The sequence below is a fragment of the Microbacterium ginsengisoli genome, assembly GCF_000956535.1.
Taxonomy (GTDB): domain Bacteria; phylum Actinomycetota; class Actinomycetes; order Actinomycetales; family Microbacteriaceae; genus Microbacterium; species Microbacterium ginsengisoli.
Map to the genome: position 1 here is coordinate 13,579 of NZ_JYIY01000068.1, position 21,386 is coordinate 34,964.

General features: G+C 71.0%; 24 protein-coding genes. 5 read left to right on the forward strand and 19 right to left on the reverse strand.

Going from position 1 to position 21,386, the window contains the following annotated elements:
• Window positions 1–17: 17 nt before the first annotated feature.
• The 10 genes from RR49_RS05275 to RR49_RS05320 all read right to left on the reverse strand — a co-directional run bounded on the left by RR49_RS05275 (window position 18) and on the right by RR49_RS05320 (window position 9,318).
• Complete coding sequence (locus tag RR49_RS05275) at window positions 18–740, reverse strand: DNA-3-methyladenine glycosylase (RefSeq protein WP_045247026.1); 723 nt, start codon at window positions 738–740, stop codon at window positions 18–20.
• Entirely contained in the window at window positions 737–2,155 is a 1,419-nt protein-coding gene (locus RR49_RS05280) for a hypothetical protein (protein WP_045247027.1), read from the reverse strand. The genes RR49_RS05275 and RR49_RS05280 overlap by 4 nt, the downstream gene beginning before the upstream one ends.
• Window positions 2,145–2,927 (reverse strand): TIGR03943 family putative permease subunit, encoded by a 783-nt coding sequence (locus tag RR49_RS05285; RefSeq protein WP_045247028.1) that lies wholly within the window; start codon window positions 2,925–2,927, stop codon window positions 2,145–2,147. Before RR49_RS05285 ends, RR49_RS05280 begins: the two co-directional genes overlap by 11 nt.
• Window positions 2,928–2,952: 25 nt before the next feature.
• Entirely contained in the window at window positions 2,953–3,996 is a 1,044-nt protein-coding gene (locus tag RR49_RS05290; RefSeq protein WP_048809197.1) for a permease, read from the reverse strand.
• Window positions 3,983–4,396, reverse strand: coding sequence for a Fur family transcriptional regulator (locus tag RR49_RS05295; RefSeq protein ID WP_045247030.1), 414 nt, complete (start codon window positions 4,394–4,396; stop codon window positions 3,983–3,985). Before RR49_RS05295 ends, RR49_RS05290 begins: the two co-directional genes overlap by 14 nt.
• Window positions 4,397–4,458: 62 nt before the next feature.
• Window positions 4,459–5,319 (reverse strand): metal ABC transporter permease, encoded by an 861-nt coding sequence (locus RR49_RS05300; protein WP_045247031.1) that lies wholly within the window; start codon window positions 5,317–5,319, stop codon window positions 4,459–4,461.
• Window positions 5,316–6,131, reverse strand: a complete 816-nt coding sequence (locus RR49_RS05305) for a metal ABC transporter ATP-binding protein (RefSeq protein WP_045247032.1) — start codon at window positions 6,129–6,131, stop codon at window positions 5,316–5,318. The genes RR49_RS05300 and RR49_RS05305 overlap by 4 nt, the downstream gene beginning before the upstream one ends.
• Window positions 6,128–7,093, reverse strand: a complete 966-nt coding sequence (locus RR49_RS05310; RefSeq protein WP_045247033.1) for a metal ABC transporter solute-binding protein, Zn/Mn family — start codon at window positions 7,091–7,093, stop codon at window positions 6,128–6,130. The genes RR49_RS05305 and RR49_RS05310 overlap by 4 nt, the downstream gene beginning before the upstream one ends.
• 119 nt (window positions 7,094–7,212) lie before the next feature.
• Entirely contained in the window at window positions 7,213–8,577 is a 1,365-nt protein-coding gene (locus RR49_RS05315) for an FAD-dependent oxidoreductase (protein ID WP_045247034.1), read from the reverse strand.
• 12 nt (window positions 8,578–8,589) lie between these two features.
• Window positions 8,590–9,318: an aquaporin gene (locus RR49_RS05320; protein ID WP_048809198.1), complete on the reverse strand. Its 729-nt coding sequence runs from the start codon at window positions 9,316–9,318 to the stop codon at window positions 8,590–8,592.
• 47 nt (window positions 9,319–9,365) lie between these two features.
• Here RR49_RS05320 and RR49_RS05325 point away from each other — a divergent pair, with 47 nt between their 5' ends.
• Together RR49_RS05325 and RR49_RS05330 are read left to right on the forward strand one after the other, a co-directional pair.
• Complete coding sequence (locus RR49_RS05325) at window positions 9,366–10,037, forward strand: arsenate reductase/protein-tyrosine-phosphatase family protein (protein WP_045247036.1); 672 nt, start codon at window positions 9,366–9,368, stop codon at window positions 10,035–10,037.
• A 20-nt stretch (window positions 10,038–10,057) separates the two neighbouring features.
• Entirely contained in the window at window positions 10,058–10,453 is a 396-nt protein-coding gene (locus RR49_RS05330) for an arsenate-mycothiol transferase ArsC (RefSeq protein ID WP_045247037.1), read from the forward strand.
• A gap of 3 nt (window positions 10,454–10,456) precedes the next feature.
• On the opposite strand, the gene RR49_RS05335 is transcribed toward RR49_RS05330, so the two are convergent.
• Genes RR49_RS05335 through RR49_RS05350 form a run of 4 tightly spaced genes read right to left on the reverse strand, consistent with a single transcriptional unit; the run spans window position 10,457 to window position 15,026 of the window.
• On the reverse strand, window positions 10,457–11,764 hold the full coding sequence (locus RR49_RS05335) for a dihydrolipoamide acetyltransferase family protein (protein ID WP_045247038.1): 1,308 nt from the start codon (window positions 11,762–11,764) through the stop codon (window positions 10,457–10,459).
• Window positions 11,765–11,788: 24 nt separating this feature from the next.
• Complete coding sequence (locus RR49_RS05340) at window positions 11,789–12,772, reverse strand: alpha-ketoacid dehydrogenase subunit beta (protein WP_045247039.1); 984 nt, start codon at window positions 12,770–12,772, stop codon at window positions 11,789–11,791.
• On the reverse strand, window positions 12,769–13,917 hold the full coding sequence (locus RR49_RS05345; RefSeq protein WP_045247040.1) for a thiamine pyrophosphate-dependent enzyme: 1,149 nt from the start codon (window positions 13,915–13,917) through the stop codon (window positions 12,769–12,771). Before RR49_RS05345 ends, RR49_RS05340 begins: the two co-directional genes overlap by 4 nt.
• Window positions 13,918–13,922: 5 nt before the next feature.
• Window positions 13,923–15,026 (reverse strand): histidinol-phosphate transaminase, encoded by a 1,104-nt coding sequence (locus RR49_RS05350; RefSeq protein WP_045247041.1) that lies wholly within the window; start codon window positions 15,024–15,026, stop codon window positions 13,923–13,925.
• An 84-nt stretch (window positions 15,027–15,110) separates the two neighbouring features.
• On the opposite strand from RR49_RS05350, the gene RR49_RS05355 reads away from it, so the two are divergent.
• Window positions 15,111–15,500 (forward strand): phage holin family protein, encoded by a 390-nt coding sequence (locus RR49_RS05355; RefSeq protein ID WP_045247042.1) that lies wholly within the window; start codon window positions 15,111–15,113, stop codon window positions 15,498–15,500.
• Here the strand turns inward: RR49_RS05355 and RR49_RS05360 are convergent.
• Both RR49_RS05360 and RR49_RS05365 read right to left on the reverse strand, forming a co-directional pair.
• Window positions 15,478–16,869: a hypothetical protein gene (locus RR49_RS05360; RefSeq protein ID WP_045247043.1), complete on the reverse strand. Its 1,392-nt coding sequence runs from the start codon at window positions 16,867–16,869 to the stop codon at window positions 15,478–15,480. The genes RR49_RS05355 and RR49_RS05360 overlap by 23 nt on opposite strands.
• Complete coding sequence (locus RR49_RS05365; protein WP_045247044.1) at window positions 16,866–17,129, reverse strand: hypothetical protein; 264 nt, start codon at window positions 17,127–17,129, stop codon at window positions 16,866–16,868. Before RR49_RS05365 ends, RR49_RS05360 begins: the two co-directional genes overlap by 4 nt.
• Before the next feature lie 114 nt (window positions 17,130–17,243).
• Here RR49_RS05365 and RR49_RS05370 point away from each other — a divergent pair, with 114 nt between their 5' ends.
• The gene (locus tag RR49_RS05370; protein ID WP_045247045.1) at window positions 17,244–17,747 is read left to right on the forward strand and encodes a low molecular weight protein-tyrosine-phosphatase; all 504 of its coding nucleotides are present in this window, start codon (window positions 17,244–17,246) and stop codon (window positions 17,745–17,747) included.
• Window positions 17,744–19,153, forward strand: a complete 1,410-nt coding sequence (gene purB / locus RR49_RS05375; RefSeq protein ID WP_045247046.1) for an adenylosuccinate lyase — start codon at window positions 17,744–17,746, stop codon at window positions 19,151–19,153. The genes RR49_RS05370 and purB overlap by 4 nt, the downstream gene beginning before the upstream one ends.
• 26 nt (window positions 19,154–19,179) lie before the next feature.
• Here purB and RR49_RS05380 read toward each other — a convergent pair whose 3' ends face one another.
• The 3 genes from RR49_RS05380 to RR49_RS05390 form a co-directional block, all read right to left on the reverse strand.
• Window positions 19,180–19,509 carry a hypothetical protein gene (locus RR49_RS05380; RefSeq protein ID WP_045247047.1) on the reverse strand — a complete coding sequence of 110 codons (330 nt, stop codon included), beginning with the start codon at window positions 19,507–19,509 and terminating at the stop codon, window positions 19,180–19,182.
• A complete protein-coding gene (locus tag RR49_RS05385; protein ID WP_045247048.1) occupies window positions 19,506–20,168 on the reverse strand; it encodes a hypothetical protein in 663 nt (220 codons plus the stop codon). Before RR49_RS05385 ends, RR49_RS05380 begins: the two co-directional genes overlap by 4 nt.
• Before the next feature lie 69 nt (window positions 20,169–20,237).
• On the reverse strand, window positions 20,238–21,323 hold the full coding sequence (locus RR49_RS05390; RefSeq protein WP_045247049.1) for an alkene reductase: 1,086 nt from the start codon (window positions 21,321–21,323) through the stop codon (window positions 20,238–20,240).
• Window positions 21,324–21,386 lie beyond the last annotated feature (63 nt).

Below are 21,386 nucleotides of genomic sequence, written 5' to 3' on the forward strand. Positions count from 1 at the left end.
TGCGCGCAGACAAAAGGTCAGTCTAGCACGCTCGGCGTGTCGGCTTGACGAGCCGGTTGGCGCGGATCGCGCGGCCCGGCGCCACGACCCCAGCGGAACACCGAGACCGTCGGCTCGGTCGGCAGCCAGAACCGCCACGGGTAGAGGTCGGTGCCGGCAGGTCCTGCCACCCCGACCCGCGGGCCGCTCGCGACCGGCGACAGCGGCCGCTCCGGCAGCAGCAGACGTGCGCGGGCACCGCCGCACGGCTGCGCCGTCAGTGCGTCGAGGCCGTCGTGAATCGGATGCCGCAGCCCGGCCGCCTTCGCGAGGCGCCCCGGACCACGGGCGAGCTCCCGCGCCGCGACGGGCGCGCCTGCACTGCCGAGCCGGCGACGGGAGGCGGCATCCGCCCCGCTGATCACCTCGCCCGCACGCAGCAGCACCGCACCTGCGACCCCCTCGGGGCCGCACACCACGTTGACGCACGAGTGGATGCCGTGGCTGAGGTAGACGTAGAGGAGTCCAGCGCGTCCCCACATCGTCGCGTTGCGCGCGGTCGGTCCGCTGCGGGCGTGGGACGCCGGATCGGGAACGTCACCGGTGCCGAGGCCGTGGTAGGCCTCGACCTCGGTGATGCGCACGGCGACCGTCTCACCCCCGACACCGACGTGGAGAACCGCACCGAGCAGTCGGGGCGCGACCTCGAGCGGGAGGCCGGCGAGGTCCGAGGGCGTCGCCGGGCGGAGGCCGTCGCTCACTCGATCGGCACCTGACACCACGAGATGTCGAACGCCGACAGCTTCGACACCTCCTTGCCGGTGTCGAGGTCGATGATGTGCGTCTCGACCGTGCCGGGCACCGGGTACTCGTAGGTGGTCACGTACGGGTTCTGTGCGACGTTGGGTGCGATGAGCACCGCGGCGTAGCGGGCGCTCGGCGACGTGCAGACCTGCAGCACCGCGTCGGTGGCCGCGGAGGTGTACACCACCGATGACGTGCCGTTGGCGAGCACCCGGAAGATCTCGGTGCCGGTGGTGGCGCCGTTCGTGACCTGCGCGTACTGCCGGAGCGTCGTCGTGGCGGTGAGCGGCGTCACGGTGCCGGCGAAGCCGGCGACGTTGGGCGGGTCGGTGAGCAGAGTCTGCGCCCCGCTCGTGAGGTCGATCGAGTATGTGCCGTCGGGTCGCTCGATGATCGCCGACGTGCTGCCGCGGGCGATGCCGTCGATGCTCGCCGCGCTGCCCAGGTCGACGGGGTCCTTGCCCGCCGAGGAGGCGAGCAGCAGCCGGCCGTCGAAGGTGAGCACCAGGATGTTGTCGGTGCCGGGCACGAACCGCCACTGCGCGACGCTCGGAGACACCCCGCTCAGCGCGATCCGCGTAGGCGGGGCGGCGGCGTCCTGCAGCGCCAGCGAGTCGGTGTACAGCACGCTCGCGTCCCCGGAGGTCTTCGAGACGTTCGCGTCGGTGAAGGTGTATCCGATGACCTCGCCGCGGTCGGCGACGCCCAGATCGCGGATGTCGCCCGCGCCCGGCAGCGGAAGGGTGCGCGCGTTCGCGCCGTCGAGGTCGGTGACGATGAGCTCGGGCTTGTCGTCGGCGGTGCGCACCGACATCACGAGGTGCTGGCTCGTCGCCCGGAAGTCCTCGATGTGGGGGTTCTCGAAGACGGGGACCGCCTGGGCACCGTCGAGCCCGGTGCGGAAGATCGTGTCGGTGCCGCTGCCGCGCTTGAGCATGAAGACCGACAACGCGGGCGTGTGGAAGCTCTCGGTGAGCGTCGTCACCGGACCTCCGCCGATGCCGACCACCCCGTGGACGGTGACGGTGTACTGCGTGTCGTCGTAGAGGGCGTTCGAGAAGCGCACGCCGATGTCGCGCCCCGACGTCTGCACGGTGAACGACGCGGCAGGCGTGACGGTGACCTGCGAGGTCTCCACCTTCTGCAGCGACTGCGAGGTGGTGAGGATGACGCGGGCACCGCCGGCCTCGACAGCCGCCTGCGGATCGACCGACACCGCCGTCACACGCGGACCCTGCACGCTCGACACCGCCGCGCCCGCGAGCGCGACGACGCCGAGCACCGCGATCACGGCGGCGAATCCGATGCCGAACGCACGCCGGCGACGGCGACTGCGACCCGAACGGGTACGGAGTGCCGGGTCAGTACTCATACGGATCCTGCGGCTGGGCGATCGGTGTCACGCTCGAGGCGACGATCTCGAGCTTTCCGGTGTCGGACGCCGCGCGTACCGTGCCCTTGACATCGACCCACTGGCCGGTGGTCGGTGTCGAGTCCGCCCCCGCGATCGTCAGGCTCGCGGTCTGCGCATCGATGACGCAGTGCGTGATGACCAGCCGTGTCAGATCGAACGCCCCGCCGTTCTGCGCGGGGGTCACGAAGCCGATCAGCGACACGGTGCGACCCTCGAACACCTCGGTGCTCGTCGCGGTCGCGAACACGCTGGCCCAGTCGCCGACCCCGAAGGTGGCCGTGTCGCCCGTGCTGGCGAGGGTGATCGTGTCGGATCCCGCGAACAGGGGCGCAGCGCCCACGTTGCGCGACTGCGCGAGCTCGGCGCTGAGGGATGCCGGGGGCACGACGACGATCGCGACCGCCACCGCCGTCGCGATGGCCCCGCCGATCGCGGTCGCGCCGAGCCCCACCCACGCGCGCACCCCGCGGCGGGGCGCGTGCGGGTGGTCGTGCGCGTGGTCGTGGTCGTGGTCGTGATGCGCGGCATCCGCCACCGCACCGTGGTCATGACCGTGGTCGGCCTCGGCCCCGAGGGGCAGCGCGAAGCTGAGCACTGCGCCGATCAGCACGACGAACGCCATGGGCACCGCGAACCAGTACGACGACGGGTTGATGTAGAGGGCGAGCTGGCCGGTGAGCCAGAGCACGATCGTCGCGACCGCGAGGAGGGAGGCGATGCCCGCGCCCATCCACCGGGAGAAGAGAGCCGACGACCTACGCAACGAGGTTCACCACCAGACCCAGCACGAACGCGAACAGCACGACGACGACGACCGTGCCCGCGAGTACGCGTGCCGTGAACGTCGTGCGCATGAGGGCGATCATCTTGACGTCGACGAGCGGACCGACCAGCAGGAAGGCGACGATCGCGCCCGGGGTGAACGTCGACGCGAAGGACAGGGCGAAGAACGCGTCCACGTTCGAGCAGATCGAGACGATCATCGCGAGGATCATCATCGCCACGATCGAGAGCACCGGGTTCGAGCCGATGGCGAGAAGCGCCTCGCGCGGCACCAGAACCTGCACCGCCCCGGCGAGCGCCGAGCCGATCACCAAAGCCGGCATGACCGCGCGCAGCTCCACGAGGAACTGCGCCAGCGAGCGGCGCCAGCGCCCGCCCGACTCGGTCTCGACGATCTCGCAGGTCGCCCGGAACCGATCGGTCAGCAGCGCGTCGGGGTCGGGGTGGCGGCTGTAGAGCCAGCCGATGAGGTTCGCGACGACGAATCCGCCGAGCAGGCGAGCTACGAGGATGCCGTCGTCGAACCCGAATGCCTGGTTCGTGGTGATGATGACGATCGGGTTCACGATCGGGGCGGCGACGAGGAAGGTGAGCGTCTCCGACACCGCGAACCCTCGCATCAGCAGCCCCCGCGCGAACGGCACGTTGCCGCACTCGCACACGGGGATCAGCATGCCGAGCAGCGACAGCACCGCCCGGCGGGCCCAGGCGCGGCGCGGCATCCATCTCTCGATCGCTCCCGGCGGCACCCACACCTGCACGACGATCGACAGCAGCACACCGAGCGCCACGAAGGGCAGCGACTCGATCAGCACGCTGATCGCGAGGGTCAGGCCGTCCTGCGCGCGGGTCGGGAGGGAGATGTCGAGCGCGCCCGGAACCAGCAGGTTGACGGCGAAGACGACACCGACCACGATCGCGCCGATGAGCAGGGCGCCGGCGATGCGTCCGGGCGCGCGACGGGGCTCCGGTGCCGGGGTCGACCGGCGCACCCGGGCGCGTTCAGCCGTTGTCACGCTCGTGGGCCCGGAGGGCGGTGCAGTCGGCGCAGAGACCGAAGATGTCGACGACGTGCTCGGCCTCGGTGAAGCCGTGGGCCGCGGCGGTGCGACGGGCCCACTCCTCGACGTCGGTCGCCGCGATCTCGACGGCCTTGCCGCAGCGGCGGCAGATCAGGTGGTGGTGGTGTCCCGTCGTCGCGCACGCGCGGTAGAGGCTCTCGCCCTCGGGGCTCTGCAGCGAATCAGCCTCGCCGTGGGCGGCGAGGGTGGAGAGGGCGCGGTAGACCGTGGCGAGACCGATGCCGGTGTTCTGCTCACGCAGGCGCGCGTGCAGATCCTGTGCGCTGATGAACCCGGGAGCGTCGGACAGCTCTTCGCGCACGCGATCGCGCTGCCACGTGTTCCGCTGCACCATGGCGGCGAGTCTACCCACGAGGAACGCGGGGTCAGCCGGGGCATCCGGCTTTCCCGGCGTCCTCAGAGGGCGCGGGTCTGACGCTCCCTCGCCGCGCCGACGATGCGGCAGACGAGGTAGATGAGGAACGAGATGGTCGTGATGTAGGGGCTCACCGGCAGAGTGCCCATCACGGCGAGCAGGATGCCGCCCACCGCCGAGGCCACGCCGAACGCGGCGGCGAGCACCGGCACCGCGAGCGGACCCGTGGCCACCCGCATCGCCGCCGCGGCCGGGGTGACCAGCAGCGCGAGCACGAGCAGCGCGCCGATGATGTGCACCGCGACAGCGACGACGAGGCCCAGCAGCAGCATGAAGCCGAACGACACCCACGTCGACGGCACACCGCGGGCTGCTGCCGACTGGGGGTCGAGGGAGTCGAAGCGCAGCGGCCGCCACATGAGCAGCAGCGCCACGAGCACGACGGTGCTGATGACGGCGAGGGCCGTCAGCTGCGCCGACTGCACGGACACGATCTGTCCGGTGAGAAGGCTGAAGCGGTTGGCGCTGCGGCCGTTGTAGAGCGACAGGAACAGGATGCCGAGGCCCAAGCCGAACGGCATGAGCACCCCGATGATCGAGTTGCGGTCGCGGGCGCGCACCCCGAGCCATCCGATCAGGCCCGCGGCGATGAGCGAGCCGATGATCGATCCGGTGACGATGTCGAAGCCGAACAGCAGGGCCGCCGCCGCTCCGGCGAACGAGAGCTCCGAGATGCCGTGCACCGCGAAGGCCATGTCGCGCTGCATGACGAACACACCGATGAGGCCCCCCACGAGGCCGAGGAGCGCTCCCGCCCAGACGGAGTTCTGCACCAGGGCGAGGATCGCGCCGTACTGCGAGATGCCGCCGAAGAGGGCGTTGCCGATCGCGTCGCCGTTCATCCGTGCTCCTCGCCGTGATGGTGAGGGGATGCCTCGGCGTCCGGCGCGCCCACGACGACCAGCCGGTCGCCGGCGCGCAGCACAAAGACCGGGGCGCCGTAGAGCTCCGAGAGCACGGCCGAGTCGAGGACGTCCGCGGGTCGCCCGAGCGTGAAACGACCGCCGGCGAGGTAGAGGATGCGATCGACCGAGTCGAGCACCGGGTTGATGTCGTGAGTGACGAAGAGCACCGCGGCATCCTTCTCGCGACGATGCCGGTCGATGAGGGAGACGATCGCCTGCTGGTTGGCGAGATCGAGGCTCGTGAGGGGCTCGTCGCACAGCAGCAGCTTCGGGTCGTCGGCGAGCGCCTGGCCGACGCGCAGGCGCTGCTGCTCGCCGCCCGACAGGAGTCCCACCGGGCGGTCGGCGAAGGCGGCGGCGCCGACCTCGCCGAGCAGCGCGTCGATGCGGGCGCGGTCGCCGCGCCGCGGGATCGGCAGGCCGAAGCGGTGGCCGTCGACGCCGAGTCCGACGAGGTCGCGCGCACGCAGCGACGTCTCACGCGGGAGCGGCCGCTGCTGGGGGATGTAGCCGATGCGACGGTTGCCCGGACGCGTCACGCGCCGGCCGAGCGCGGTGACCGATCCCTCGCTCAGCCGCTCGAGGCCGAGGATCGCGCGCAGCAGTGTGGTCTTCCCGGAACCGCTCGGCCCGAGCACGGCGACGAGCTCGCCGGGGGCGAGCTCGAGGTCGAGGCCGCTCCACAGCTCTCGGGTGCCGCGGCGGAGCGCGGCACCCGAGATGCGAAGCGGCGAGGGGGCCGGGGTCACTTGCCCAGCGCGTCGGCCAGCTGGGTCACGTTCTGCTGCATCCACTGTGCATAAGTCTGGCCTGCCGGGAGGATCTCGGAGAACTTCAGCACGGGGACGTTCGCGGCCTTCGCCGCGTCCTCGACCTGGGTCGTCTCTGCTCCGGCGGCCTGCGCGTTGACGATGACGACCTTCGCGCTGCCGTCGGAGATGAGGGCGAGCGCCTGCAGCAGGGTCGCCGGCGGGACATCCTGGCCGCCCTCGACGGCCTCACTGAACGCGACCGGAGTGACGTTGTCCAAGCCGGCGGTGTCGGTGAGGTAGAGCGGCAGGGGCTCGGTGACGAACACTCCCGCCCCCGCGTGAGCGGCGGCAATGGTGGCGATGCTCTGCTCGATCGTGTCCATCTGGGTGCCGAACGCCTGCGCGTTCGCGGTGAACGTCGCCGCCTGGGAAGGGTCGAGCGCGCCGAGCTCGGTCGCGATCTTGGCGGCGACCGTCTTCATGACGGCGGGGTCGTAGAAGACGTGCTCGTTGAAGCCCTCGAGGTGGTCGTGGGCGTGATCGGCGTCGTCCTTGTGCTCGGCGGTGTTGCCGTCGGCCGGGTACTCGGGCGAGAGGGTCGCGGCGGTGATCATCGGCGCCGTGGAGCCGGTGGCCTGCACGAGCTGGTCGAGGAAGGGGTCGTAGCCGCCGCCGTTCTCGATGAGCAGCTGCGCGTTCTTCACGGTGAGCTGGTCGGCGGCGCTCGCCTCGAAGTCGTGCGGGTCCTGCGACTCGTTGGCGATGATCGAGGTCACCTGCACGGCCGACCCGCCGACGGTCTGCGCGATGTCGCCGTAGACGTTCGTCGAGGCGACGACCTGGATGGTGCCGCCCGACGACGACGGTGAGGATGCCGCCGCCCCCGTGCAGCCCGACAATGTCAGGGCTACCGCGGCGGCGAGCAGGGGCAGGGCGAGGAGGGTCCGGGGGGATCGCATGCGGACAGCTTATGCTTAGTGATAATCGTTCTCAAAATCGCGTCGCGGGGGACGTCGAGGAGAGGTTTGCTGCGTCAGAGCGGGGCCGACCGCACGGGCCGATCCACGGCCGCACGGCCTCACCGCACGCCACGCTCCCATGCCTGCGACGCCATCTGCACGGCATCCCATGGCGACCCCAGCGGGGGCGTGTACGAGAGGTCGAGCGCGCTCATCTCCGCCACTGTCATTCTGTGGTGAATCGCCGTGGCGAACGTGTCCACCCGCTTCGACACCTCGGCCGAGCGACGACCGACGAGCTGGGCACCGAGCAGGCGACCATCGCGCTCATCGCCGGTCACCCGGAAGTCGATCGTCGTCGCGCCCGGGTAGTAGCGCTTGTGATCGTCGGCGCTGCTCGCGGCGGTGCGCGGCGAGAACCCCGCGGTGGCGGCATCCTGATCTCGCAGTCCGGTGCGCGCGGCGACCACGTCGAACACCTTCACCACCTGCGTGCCGACGCTTCCGGCGAAGGTCGCCGTTCCGCCGATCGCGTTCTCCCCTGCGACCCGACCCTGCTTATGAGCGGTGGTTCCGAGCGGCAGGTAGGTTTCACCGAGCAGGCGATGATGTGTGACCACACCGTCCCCCGCCGCCCAGACGTGCGGAATCCCCGTTCGCATCGTGGGGTCGACGACGGTGGCGCCACCCGGGCCCACCGGCACGCCGATCGCACTCAGCAACGCCGTGTTCGGCGCAACCCCGACCACCACCAGCACGATGTCGGCGGTGAACCGCACCTCGTTTCCCTCACGGTTCGCGATCACGACGATGCCTGCGCTCTCCCGCACGAGCGAGGCGACGCGCACGCCGGTCTCCACACGCACTCCGTGGTCGACGAGCTCCTCATGGACGATCGCTCCGAGCTGCGGGTCGAACGTGGAGAGGACCTCGGGGCCGCGCTGAAGCTGGGTGACCGCAAGCCCTCGAACGGTCAGCGCCTCCGCCATCTCGAGTCCGACGTAGCCTGCGCCGATGATGATCGCCGTCCGCGGACGCCGCTCATCGAGATCCCGCTCGAGGGCGAACGTGTCGCCCATCGAGTGGAGCACGTGCACTCCGTCGGCCGGTCCGAGTGTGTCGAGTCCCGATATTCCCGCGCGCGCCGGCGACGCCCCCACCCCCACGACAAGCTCGTCGTAGGAGACGTCGTCGCTCACCCCGCCCGCCTCGACCGTGAGCGTGCGTCGCTCCGGATCGATGGCGGTCACGAATGTCTCGAGCCGCAGCGCCATGCCGGTGGCCTCGAGTTCTGCCGCCGTGCGGTGCGCCAGCGTCTGCCAGGGCTGGACCTCGCGGGAGAAGTAGTACGGGATGCCGCAGATCGAGAAGTTGGGGAAGGCATCGGCGGCGATCACCGTGACGTCCACAGACGGATCGAGTTCGCGGGCACGGAGTGCTGCCGAGATGCCGGCATCACTCCCTCCGATCGCGACGAGATGCATGCGAGGGTCCTTTCACGAGTCCGTGGGCGCGGGGCTGTCCGCAGTGGAGGGACGGGGGACGAGCAGGATGACGGCGCCGACCCCGACGACTCCCCCGACGACCTGGGCGATCACGAACGGCGTGACGGAGGCGGGCGAGATGCCCGCGAAGGTGTCGGTGAACATGCGGGCGACGGTGACGGCAGGATTCGCGAAGGACGTCGAGCTCGTGAACCAGTACGCGGCGCCGATGTAGGCGGCCACGGCCGGCGCCGCCCAATGCCCGCGCCCTGTCCGCTGCAGCACGAACACGACGATCACGAGTCCGGCCGTGGCGACGACCTCCGCGATCAGATGCGCCGGCGTCGCACGATCCTGGCTCGAGAGCCGTGGCGGAAGGGCGAACATCACCGACGCGAGCAGCGCCCCGAGTACGCCCCCCACGAACTGTGCGGCGAGATAGCCGGCGATCCGGGCCACGCGTGCCCGGGCTGGTCGCCGCGCAAGGAGGTCGTCGGCGACGGTCACGACGGGGTTGAAGTGCGCGCCCGACAGCGGGCCGAAGACGGCGATCAGCACGCCGAGGCCGAGAGTGGTCGCCACGCTGTTCTGAAGGAGCTGCAACCCGGTCTGCCCGGGCGACAACGACTGAGCGGCGATGCCGGAGCCGATCACGATCGCCACGAGCAGTGCGGTTCCGAGCGTCTCGGCGAGAAGCGCGGGCAGTGCGGGGCGTGCTTCGGTGGCTGTATCGACGGTCACGCCGATGATCTTGACGGAGACCGGCCCCCTCCGTCAATATTGCCTCAATGAACGTTGAGCAACTGGATGTCACGCTGCGTGCTGCTCGTCACGCGGCCCTCGGCGAACCTGCGCGCTTGCGCATCGTCGACCTTCTCACGCTCGGTGACATGTCTCCCGGAGAGATCGGGATCACCCTGGGCCTGCCGACCAACCTCGTCGCGCACCACCTGAACGTGCTGGAGTCGGTGGGAATCGTGCACCGCGCCAAATCGGAGGGCGACCGTCGGCGTAGCTACGTGCGTCTCTCCGAACACAGCCTCGGCGGCCTGTCGCCCCGGTTCGTCGAGCATGCGGGGCGTGTCGTGTTCGTCTGCTCAGCGAACAGCGCGCGTTCGCAGCTCGCCGCCGCCCTGTGGAGGATGCACAGCCCGATCCCGGCGCTCTCCGGAGGCACGCGTCCGGCCGGCGCGATCGCCGACGGCGCGGTCGCAGCCGCTGAGCGGCACGCATTCACTCTCCCGAATGTCACGCCCCGTCACGTATCCGAAGTGTTGACCTCGGACGACTTCGTCGTCACGGTGTGCGACAGCGCACACGAAGAGCTCGCGGGCCGTGACCGGCTGCATTGGTCGATCCCCGACCCGGTGCCGCGCGAGACCGATGCCGCATTCGACGGCGCTGTGGACGAGCTCGAGCGACGCATCGTCGACCTCGCGTCTCGCCTCACCGCTTCCTGACCCCGACCCAAGGAACCGACGTGACCCCTCGCCCGACAGTCCTCTTCCTCTGCCAGCACAACGCCGGCCGCTCGCAGCTCGGCGCGGGGTTGCTCGAGCACCTCGGCGGCGACCACTACACGGCGGCATCGGCGGGTCTCTCCCCCGCCGAGGCTCCGAATCCCGCCATCGTGACGACGTTGCGTGAGCTCGGCGTCGACATCAGTGAGCGCGTTCCGCGCCGCGTGACCGGCGACGACCTCGATCACGCTGAGGTCGTCGTCCTCATGAAACCTGGTCTGACGCTACCGGCGACGCCGCGCGGGCGCGTGGTCGAATGGTCGTTCCCGGACCCTGAGGCGTGGGACGCAGAGAGTGTTCGCCCCCTGCGGGATGCCGTCGCCGCCGCGATCACGGCGGAATTCCTGCTCGACTGACGGCTACTCGACCAGCAGCGCGGGCTCCTCGAGCACGGCGGCGACGTCGGCGATGAACCGGCTCATGCCGTCCCCGTCGATCACGCGGTGGTCGAACGACCCGGCGACGGTGGTCACCCAGCGGGGGCGCACCTCGCCGTCGACGACCCACGGCTTCTGCCGGATCGTGCCGAGCGCGACGATGCCGGACTCGCCCGGATTGATGATCGGGGTGCCGGCGTCCATCCCGAACACGCCGATGTTCGTGATCGTGATGGTGCCGCCCTGCTGGTCGGCCGGTGCGGTACGACCCTCACGGGCGGTGAGCGTGAGCTTCTCGAGCGCGCGGGCGAGATCGCGCATGCTGAGGTCCTGCGCGTCCTTGATGTTCGGCACGAGGAGGCCCCGCGGAGTCGCCGCGGCGATGCCGAGGTTCACGTAGTGGCGCACCGAGATCTGGGCGCCGTCGTCGCCCTCGACCCACGCGGCGTTCACCATCGGCGTGCGGCGCACCGCCCAGATCACCGCGCGCGCCATGATCAGCAGCGGCGAGACCTTGATGTCGGCGAAGTCGGGCGAGGCCTTCAGGCGCTTGACGAGCTCCATCGTGCGGGTGGCGTCGACATCCGTCCACACCGACACGTGCGGCGCCGAGTAGGCGCTCGACGTCATCGCACTCGCGGTCGCCTTGCGCACGCCGCGCACGGGGATCGACTCGACGCGCACGTCGTCGACCTCGGATACCGCGGCCGCGACGGCGATCGTCTCCTCGCGCACCTCCGGCCACTCCGGCGTCTCGATGTTGCGGAACACGCTCGCCTGCGAGGCATGGGCGACGACGTCCTCACGGGTGACCTCGCCCGCCGGGCCGCTCGGCACGACCGAGGCGAGGTCGACACCGAGGTCACGCGCGAGCTTGCGGATCGGGGGCTTCGCGACCACACCGACCGATGCGGCGACGGGCTTCTCGGCGGGCTTGCGCCGACGCGAGTGCACCTGCTCCGCCGAGCCGTAGCCGACGAGCACCGACCCGGAGCCCTCGCCCGCATCGGCGGCCGGCGCGGCGGGTGACGCGGGGGCCGCGGCATCCTGCCCGCCCGAGATCGTGATGATCGCCGCGCCGACGTCGACGGTCGCACCCTCGGCCACGAGCAGCTCGCCGACGGTGCCCGCGAAGGGCGACGGCAGCTCGACGAGCGACTTGGCCGTCTCGATCTCCACGAGCACGTCGTTGACGTCGACGGTATCGCCGGGGGCCACGCGCCACGAGACGATCTCGGCCTCGGTGAGGCCTTCGCCGACGTCCGGGAGGTGGAAGGTCTGGTCGCTCATCCGGGTTCCTTTCGCGGTGCGGTCTCAGTAGGCGAGGCTGCGGTCGACGGCCTCGAGGATGCGGTCGGGGTCGGGCAGGTACACGCCCTCGAGCTTCGCGGGCGGGAAGGGGGTGTCGAAGCCCGACACCCGGATCACCGGCGCCTCCAGCGCGTAGAACGCCTTCTCCGCGACGGTGGCGGCCACCTCGCTTCCGACGCTCACGAAGCCGGGGGCCTCCTGCGCGTAGACCATGCGACCGGTGCGGCGCACGGATTCGAGCACGGGTCCGTAGTCGATCGGCGACAGCGACCGCACGTCGACGACCTCGCAGCTCGTGCCCTCGCTCTCAGCGAGCGCCGCGGCCTGCAGCAGCACCGAGACCATGGCGCCGTGACCGACAAGGGTGACGTCTGTGCCGCGGCGCACGATGCGCGACGCGTGCAGCGGCAGAGCGGATGCCTCGAGGTCGACCTCGCCCTTGTGCCAGTAGCGGCTCTTCGGCTCGAGGAAGATGACCGGGTCGTTGGAGGCGATGGCCTCCTGGATCATCCAGTACGCGTCGTTCGCGGTCGACGGGCTCACGACCCGCAGACCCGGCGTGTGCGTGAAGTAGGTCTCCGGGCTCTCCTGATGGTGCTCGACCGCGCCGATGTGGCCGCCGTAGGGGATGCGGATCACGATCGGCATCGAGAGCACGCCCTCGTGGCGGTTGGTCATCTTGGCGAGCTGCGACGTGATCTGGTCGAACGCGGGGAACACGAACCCGTCGAACTGGATCTCGCACACGGGCCGGAAGCCGGCCATGGCGAGGCCGATCGCGGTGCCAAGGATGCCGGACTCGGCCAGCGGCGTGTCGATCACCCGGCGGTCGCCGAACTCGGCCTGCAGGCCCTCGGTCACCCGGAACACTCCGCCGAGCGGTCCGATGTCCTCACCCATCAGCAGTACCCGCGGGTCATCCGCGAGGGCCTTGCGCAGGCCCGCGTTCAGCGCCTTGCCGAACGGCAGCGTGGTCGTGTCGCTCATGCGTCGCCTCCGTCGAGGGATGCCTCGTAGTCGGCGAGCCAGCGCGCCTGCTCGGCCATCAGCGGGTGATCGTCGGTGTAGACGTGGGCGAACATGCTGGGCGCCTCGGGTGCGGTCAGGGTAACGGCGCGGGTGCGCACGTCATCGGCGTGCGCGGCGGCGCCCTCGTCGACCTCGTCGAAGAAGGCGGCGGATGCCCCGCGGCCCTCGAGGTAGGTGCGCAGGCGCGCGATCGGGTCGCGCAGCGCCCAGCCCTCCTCCTCCGAACCGGTGCGGTATTTCGTGGGGTCGTCGCTCGTGGTGTGCGCACCGCGACGGTAGGTCACCGCCTCGATGGCCGACGGGCCCTCGCCCGCGCGGGCGGCCTCGAGCGCGTGGCGGGTGACGGCGTAGCTGATGAGGACGTCGTTGCCGTCGATGCGGTGGCTCGGCATGCCGTAGCCGTAGCCGCGGCGCGAGAGCGCCGTGCGCGACTGCACCGCGACCGGCACCGAGATCGCCCACTGGTTGTTCTGCAGGAAGAAGACCTGCGGGGTGCGGTAGCTCGCGGCGAAGACCATCGCCTCGTGCACGTCGCCCTGGCTGGACGCGCCGTCGCCGTAGTAGACGATGACTGCCTCGTCGCGCTCGGGGTCGCCGGTGCCGGTGCGGCCGTCGAACACGAGGCCCATGCCGTAGCCGGTGGCGTGCAGGGTCTGCGAACCGAGCACGAGCGTGTAGAGGCGCGTGTTTCCGTTGGCCGGGTCAAGGGGGTTCCAGCCGCCGTGGGAGACGCCGCGCATGAGGCGGATGATGCCGACCGGGTCCACACCGCGGATCGTCGCGACGATGTGCTCGCGGTAGGAGGGGAAGATGTGGTCCTGCGGTCGTGCCGCGCGGATCGAGCCGACCTGTGCGGCCTCCTGGCCGAAGCTCGGCGGCCAGAGGGCGAGCTGGCCCTGCCGCTGCAGGTTGGTCGCCTGCCGGTCGAACGCGCGCGAGGTCACCATGTCGCGGTAGAAGGTCTCGAGGTCGGTCTCGGTGAGCGCCTCGACGAGTGGCAGGAAGGGTTCCGCCGACGGCGTCGGGGCGTACGAGCCGTCGGCGGCCAGCACGCTGATGATCTCGGGGTCGGCGGGCGGGGCCACGTCGTCGAGCGGAGTCACGGTGTCTACGCTAACGCGAGCGCCGGATGCCCCTTCGCGAGAGTATCTACAACGGATGCCGCGATCTGCAGGACCTTCTCGACAGTCTCGGCCTCTCCGATCGAGATGCGCAGGCCGTCGTCCCCGTAGGGACGCACGATGATGCCGCCCTCGTCGAAGGTCGCGGCGATGCGCTGGCTGTCGGCGCGGGTGTCGAGCCAGACGAAGTTGCCCTGCGTCTCGGGCACGCGCCAGCCCTGGGCACGCAAGCCGTCGACGAGGGCCGCGCGCCGGTCGGTGAGCTCGCGCACGCGGTCGAGCAGCTCGGCTTCGGCGTCCAGGCTGACGAGCGCCGCCGACTCGGCCGCAGCCGTCACCGACAGCGGGATGGCGGTGGAGCGGGCGAGGTCGAGCACGCGCCGGTGGCCGACGGCGTAGCCGACACGCAGACCCGCGAGGCCGTACGCCTTGGAGAAGGTGCGCAGGGCGACGACGTTGGGACGGATGACACCGAGCTCGCGCAGCCCGTCGACGGCCTCGGGGTCGGTGACGAACTCGGCGTACGCCTCGTCGAGGATGACGAGCACATCGGCGGGGATCCGCGCGAGGAACTGCTCGAACTCGGTCTGCGTGACGATCGGCCCGGTGGGGTTGTTCGGGCTGCAGACGATGATCAGTCGCGTGCGATCGGTGACCGCAGCGGCCATCGCGTCGAGGTCGTGGCGACCGTCGGCGAGCAGGGGCACCTCGACGGCGGTCGCGCCGGCGATCTTCACGTGCCCGGGGTAGGCCTCGAACGAGCGCCACGCGTAGATGATCTCGTCGCCGGGTCCGGATGTCGCGAGCACCAGCTGCAGCAGGATCGACACACTGCCGGCGGCGATGTGCACCTCGTCGGCGGTGACCCCGAAACGCTCGGCGAGACGTGCGCGCAGGAGGGCGGCGGAGGCATCCGGGTAGCGGTTCACTCCCGTGGCACCCTGCAGTGCGGCGACGACGCTCGGCAGCGGCTCGAACGGATTCTCGTTGCTCGAGAGCTTGAACGCATCGGCGCCGGCCTGGCGTCCCTGGCGGTACGGGGGGAGCGCCGCGATGTCGGCGCGGGCGCGGATCGGGAGCGAATCGGTCACGTGCCGAGTCTAGGAGCGGGCGCACCGCGGCATCCGCGTCCGGAGCGCTTCCGGCCCGAGGATGCCGCGTGGGAGACTGCGCGCATGGGATTCCTCATCCGCGCCGTCGTGAACGCCTTCGCCATCTGGGTCGTGACCCTGATTCCCGTGTTGGGTGTCGTCGTGATCCCGTTCGCACCCGGCGAGACGCTGCAGCTGGTGATCACACTGCTGGCGGTCGCGGCGATCTTCGCGATCGTGAACTCGATCGTCGGCACGATCGTGAAGATCCTGACCTTCCCCCTCTACGTGCTCACGCTCGGCCTCTTCTCGCTCATCGTGAACGGCTTCCTGCTGTGGCTCACCGCGTGGATCACGGGGCTGTGGAACTGGGGCCTTCGCATCGACGGCTTCTGGTGGGGAGTGGTGGCGGCGATCGTGATCTCGCTCATCAACTGGATCGCCGGCATCATCATCCGGCCCCGCCGCCGCTGACGTCCCCGCCCGTTCGGCTGCCCAGCGGCCTGTGGAGCGACGGGTCGAGACCCGGCGTGGGCGTCGGCGCGGGTGTGGGTACCGCCTCGGCCGAGTAGGCGAAGGTCTCGACGCTGACAGCCGCGTCGTAGACGGCGAGCCGCTGCTCGAGGGCGGCGAGCCGCGGATCACCCGAGGCATCCGCCCGCCGTGCCGTCTCGAGATACGCGCCACCGTCGTGGGCCGGCATCGTGACGTCGTGCGGGCCGGTGGCGGGGTCGACGACCCGACCGATCGTGACGCCACCGTCCGCGCCGGGAGCGGCCGCGCTCGGCGGAGCGGCGAGGGCGGCGATCGGGTCGTCGTCGTGCCGCACATCGACGACGAGGGTGGCCGGATCGACGTCGACGGCGACGGGGGACCCGAACGTCGCGAGCACGGGCACGTCGTACTCCCCGGATGCCGCGAGGTGGGCGGCGACCATCGCGCCCTGCGAGTAACCCGTGACCTGCACTGTGTCGCCGCGCTGCGCACCCGCGGCTTCGAGCGCCTGTGCGACGGCGGCCGACGAGGTCGACGCGTCACCCTCGTACAGCGCGAGGTTCGCGGTGTTGTCCCACGTCGATGACCCGTCGGTGCCGGCGATGTACGCGGCGTACGCCCGGCTGCCGTCGGACATCGTGTAGCGCTCGATACGCACCCGCGCCTCTCCCGTGGGCACGCGCGCGTAGAGGTCGGCCAGCCCGGCGGGGCGGCCGGTCGCAGCGCCCACGGGCTGGGGCAGGAGGGTGACAGCGGGCACGGAGCCGCCCAGACGCGCGCCGCGCGTGACGCGGCCGGGCGCATCGGCACCCCGCAGTGCGCCGCGCGCACCGAGCACGAGCGCGAGAGCGCCGATGCCGAGGGCGCCGGTGAGGCCGACGATCGGCACACCCCACGCGGAGAGCTGGCGCCACACCTCGTCGGAGCGGCCGGTCGCGGCCAGCTCGGAGGCATCGGCGATGTCCGACGCTGCCGGCCATCGCGCCCTGAGTCCGTCGATCGACACGTCGATCTCGGCCACACGACCGTGGTCGCCCGAGGTCTCGGCGAGGGCCCGCTCGGCGCGCAGCTCGACGAGCTCGTACGCGGCCGCTGTGTTCTCGAGCGCGTCGGCGAGGTAGGCGACATCGGCCACCAGCACACCGGTTCCGCTCACGAGCGTCGATGTCGCCACCTCGAATCGGCCGCCGTGAGGGAACACCGCGAAGCTCAGTTCACGCACCCGCCGAGCCGCCTCTCCCGCAGCCGACGCGAGCGGGGCGAGGGCGCGCACCCGCTCGGCCGCGGCGCGCAGGGTCGCGGTGTCGACGGCGACGGTGCCGCCGGAGCGGATGTCGACGTCGCTCACGGCGCCCCCACGCCCGCCAGCAGCGTCGCCTGCACCCAGCGCGCATCATCGGCCGCGACCCGTGCGCGGCGGCGCGTGCGGTCGGCGAGGGAGCACGTGGCATCCCATCGGGTCGCGAAGGCGAGCATCGCCTCGGACTGCCACTGCAGTTCGGGGGCGATGCGGGCGGCGGCGACCGACAGGTCGCCCACCAGGTCGGCGAGGTGGTCGAACGCGGCGATCAGGGCGGCGACCTCGACGGGGGTGGCAGCGGCTGGCATACGGCCACGCTCGCGCACGGCATCCCGCACGAGGCAGGTGAGAGCACGACCGGGGGACAAACCGGGCGGTCCCGCCCCTGGGCAGGAGGCCGTGCACGGGGCCAGAATGGAGCAATGCCCTCGTCCGCACCGTTCCGCGTCGTCTTCGTGTGCACCGGCAACATCTGCCGTTCCCCGATGGCCGAGGTCGTGTTCCGCACGCTCGCCCAGCAGGCCGGCCTCGGCGACCGCGTCGCCTCGTCGAGCTCGGGCACCGGCGACTGGCACGTCGGCGAGCGCGCCGACCCCCGCACGCTCGACGCCCTCGAGCGCCGCGGGTACGACGGCAGCCGGCACCGCGCGCGCCAGTTCTCGTTCGCCGACTTCGACTCGAGCGACCTCGTCGTCGTGCTCGACCGCGCCCACGAGCGCATCCTGCGGGGCTGGTCGCGGGACGACAACGACGCAGACAAGATCGCGCTGCTGCGCTCGTTCGACGCGGAGGCGGGCGACCATCTGGACGTGCCCGACCCGTACTACGCCGGCCCCGACAAGTTCGACGGCGTGCTCACTATGATTGAGAAGGCCTGCCGGGCGCTCTTCCGGCAGCTCGAGCCCGCCCTCCGTTCCGCGGGCTGACCTTCTCCCGACAGGAGTCCTCCGTGTCGTCGTCGTTCCCCGTGCAGCCCCTCAGCCCCCTCGACGGCCGGTACCGCGCCGCGGTCGCCGAGCTCGGCGAGTACCTCTCCGAGGCGGGCCTCAACCGCGCCCGCGTCGAGGTGGAGGTCGAGTGGCTGATCGCCCTGACCAACGAGAGCGCGTTCGGCACCTCCCCGCTCGACGAGGTCGCCCAGGACCGACTGCGCCTGCTGTACCTCGACTACGGCCAGGCCGAGATCGACTGGCTCGCCGAGCGCGAGGCCGTCACCCGCCATGACGTGAAGGCCGTCGAGTACCTCGTGCGCGACCGGCTCGCGCAGCTCGGGCTCGACCGGCTCGCCGAGCTCACTCACTTCGCCTGCACGAGCGAGGACATCAACTCCACCGCGTACGCGCTGACCGTCAAGCGTGCCGTGCACGACGTGTGGCTGCCGAAGCTGCGCGCGGTCATCGCCGCCCTGTCGGCCCTCGCCGAGAAGCATCGGGATGCCGCGATGCTCGCCCGCACCCATGGGCAGCCCGCGACCCCCACCACCATGGGCAAAGAGCTCGCGGTGTTCGTCTGGCGTCTTCAGCGGGTCGAGCGGCAGATCGCGGCATCCGAGTTCCTCGCGAAGTTCTCGGGCGCGACCGGCACCTGGTCGGCGCACCTGGCCGCCGCCCCCGACGTCAACTGGCGTCTGGTCGCGAGCCGCTTCATCGAGCACCTCGGGCTCGGGTTCAACCCGCTCACCACGCAGATCGAGTCGCACGACTGGCAGGTCGAGCTGTACGACCGCGTGCGCCATGCCGGGGGCATCCTTCACAATCTCGCGACCGACATCTGGACCTACATCTCGCTCGGGTACTTCGCGCAGATCCCCGTCGCGGGCGCGACGGGATCGTCGACGATGCCGCACAAGATCAACCCGATCCGCTTCGAGAACGCCGAGGCCAACCTCGAGATCTCCGCAGGCATCCTGCAGACCCTCGGCCAGACGCTCGTCACGAGCCGCCTGCAGCGTGACCTGACCGACTCGACCACGCAGCGCAACATCGGCGTCGCGTTCGGCCACTCGCTGCTCGCGCTCGACAACCTGCTGCGCGGGCTCGGCGAGATCTCGCTGCGCGACGACGTGCTGCTGGCCGACCTCGACGGCAACTGGGAGGTGCTCGCCGAGGCCATCCAGACCGTCGTGCGGGCGGAGGTCACCGCAGGCAATTCGACGATCACCGACCCCTACGCGCTGCTGAAGGACCTCACGCGCGGGCGGCGGGTCGGGGCATCCGATCTCGCCGACTTCGTCTCGCAGCTCGACATCTCGGATGCCGCGAAGCAGCGCCTGCTGACGCTGACGCCGGCGACGTACACGGGCATCGCGTCGGAGCTCGTCGAGCTGATCTGACGGCGACGGGCGAGCAGCAGCGGCGGCTACGGAGCGTCGGCGCCCGAGTCCGCGTCGTTCTTCTCGGCCTTCTGGGCGTCCTTGGTGAGCAGCACCGGGCCGTCGATGGTCTTCGTGACCTGCGCCGGGTCGACCACGAGCACGAGCAGCGCGATGACGACGAGCGTCACGACGAACGTGATGCCTGCGGCGATGAGTCCGATCACCAGGGCGTGCTGGCCCTGACCCGAGAAGCGGTCCTGGAAGAAGCCCATCGAGATCAGCACGACGACGCCCGCGAACACGGCGGCGGCGAGGGCGAGCCCGAGCAGCTGGACGGGCTTGAACAGGTCGCGGCGGGTGGGCTTGTCGGTCATGCGCGGTCCTTCGACGGGTCTGCGGTCGCGAGCGCATCGGCGGGCGCGGTGGGGCGTCGCGGCGAGAGGCCGGCGATCGCGAGGTAGACGGCGATGATGGCGGCGTATCCGCCGAAGACGCCGACGCCGATGGCGGTACCCGTGAGGGTGAACGACTGGTTCGCCTCGGCGATGTAGTACGGCAGCACGTACTGCGGGCTGATGAACAGCATCCCCACCGCCAGCAGCACCGTGATGGCCCCGACGATCAGGCCGTCACGGGCATCGGATGCCGCCGCTGTGCCTCGTGCACTGCGGCGCACCGCGCGCCCGCCCGCGATGCCCTCGATGAGCCCGGTGACGAGCGCCCAGACGATGACGAGGACGAACAGCAGCACGGTCGAGCGGATCACGGCGACACCCGCGACCATGCCGGCGACGAGGGTGAGGACGCCGAGCACGAGGGGAAGTGTGCGCTGGCCGCGGGGGTACACGAGCCAGGCCGAGAGCAGGAACACGAGGGCGGTCGTGATCGCGAATCCGCTGAACACCGACAGTCCGACCGAGGCGGAGTGGTCGGCGGAGAACGTGATCATCGCCGCCGCGATCGCCGCGAACACGGCGCGCGCCAACTGCAGGTGGCGCACCTCGAAGGCGCGGGCGGTGGGAGCGTCGGGCACGGGGAAACCTCGGAAAGCGGCAGAGTCGATCAAGTCTACGTCTCGCCGGCTGTGAACCGAGGGGTCCGGTCAGCCCCCGACGGTCGTGAGGGCGGGGTAGTCGGTGTAGCCGCGCGCGTCCGGCCCATAGACGCTCGCCTGGTCGACCGCGTTCTCGTCGGCACCCTCCCGCCAGCGGGCGACGAGGTCGGGGTTCGCGATCAGCGCGCGTCCGACGGCGACGGCGTCCGCGACTCCGGAGGAGACGAGGGTTTCGGCCTCGTCCCGGGTCGTGGGGCTCGCGACTCCGGAGTTGGCGACCACCACGCCGCCGAACCGTCGACGCAGATCCCGCACGAGCGATCCGTCGAGGTCGGGGTGCAGCACGCTGAGGTACGCGAGACCGAGCGGGGCGACCCCGTCGACGAGGGCCTCATAGGTCGCGCGGACGTCCGCGGCATCCTTCTCCCAGACGTCCTGGATGTTGCGCTCCGGCGAGATGCGCAGGCCCACCCGAGCCGCACCGACCTCGGCGGCCACGGCGCGGGTGACCTCGATCACGAAGCGGGCACGGGCGGCGGGACTGCCGCCATAGCCGTCGGTGCGCACGTTGGACGCCGGCGAAAGGAACTGGTGCAGCAGGTAGCCGTTGGCGGAATGCACCTCGACCCCGTCGAGTCCGGCGGCGATCGCGCGGCGGGCGGCGAGCACGAACTCGTCGCGCACGATCTCCAGCTCCGCGCCGTCGAGGGCGTGCGGCACGGGATAGGGCTTCTTGGATCCGTCGGGCACCCGCACCTCGCCCTCGATGGCGATCGCCGACGGCGCCACGATGCGCGCCGTTCCGGTGATCTCCGGGTGCGAGACGCGGCCGCCGTTCATGAGCTGGGCGAACACGTGTCCGCCGGCGGCGTGCACCGCGTCGGCGACGAGCGCCCAGCCGGCCGCCTGCTCCTCGGAGGCGATGCCGGGCTGCCCGGGGTACGCCTTCGACTCGGCACTCGGGAAGGTGCCCTCGGTGATGAGCAGACCCGCCGTCGCACGCTGGGCGTAGTACTCGGCGATGAGCGGCGTGGCGACGGCGTCCGTCCCGGCGCGCAGGCGGGTCATCGGCGCCATCACCAGCCGGTTCGGGAGTTCCAGGAGGCCGACGGTGACGGGGGTGAGCAGCTGCACGGGCGGGTCCAATCGATCGGGGATGCCGCCGGACACAACCCGTCGCGGAGGTTGCCTATTCCG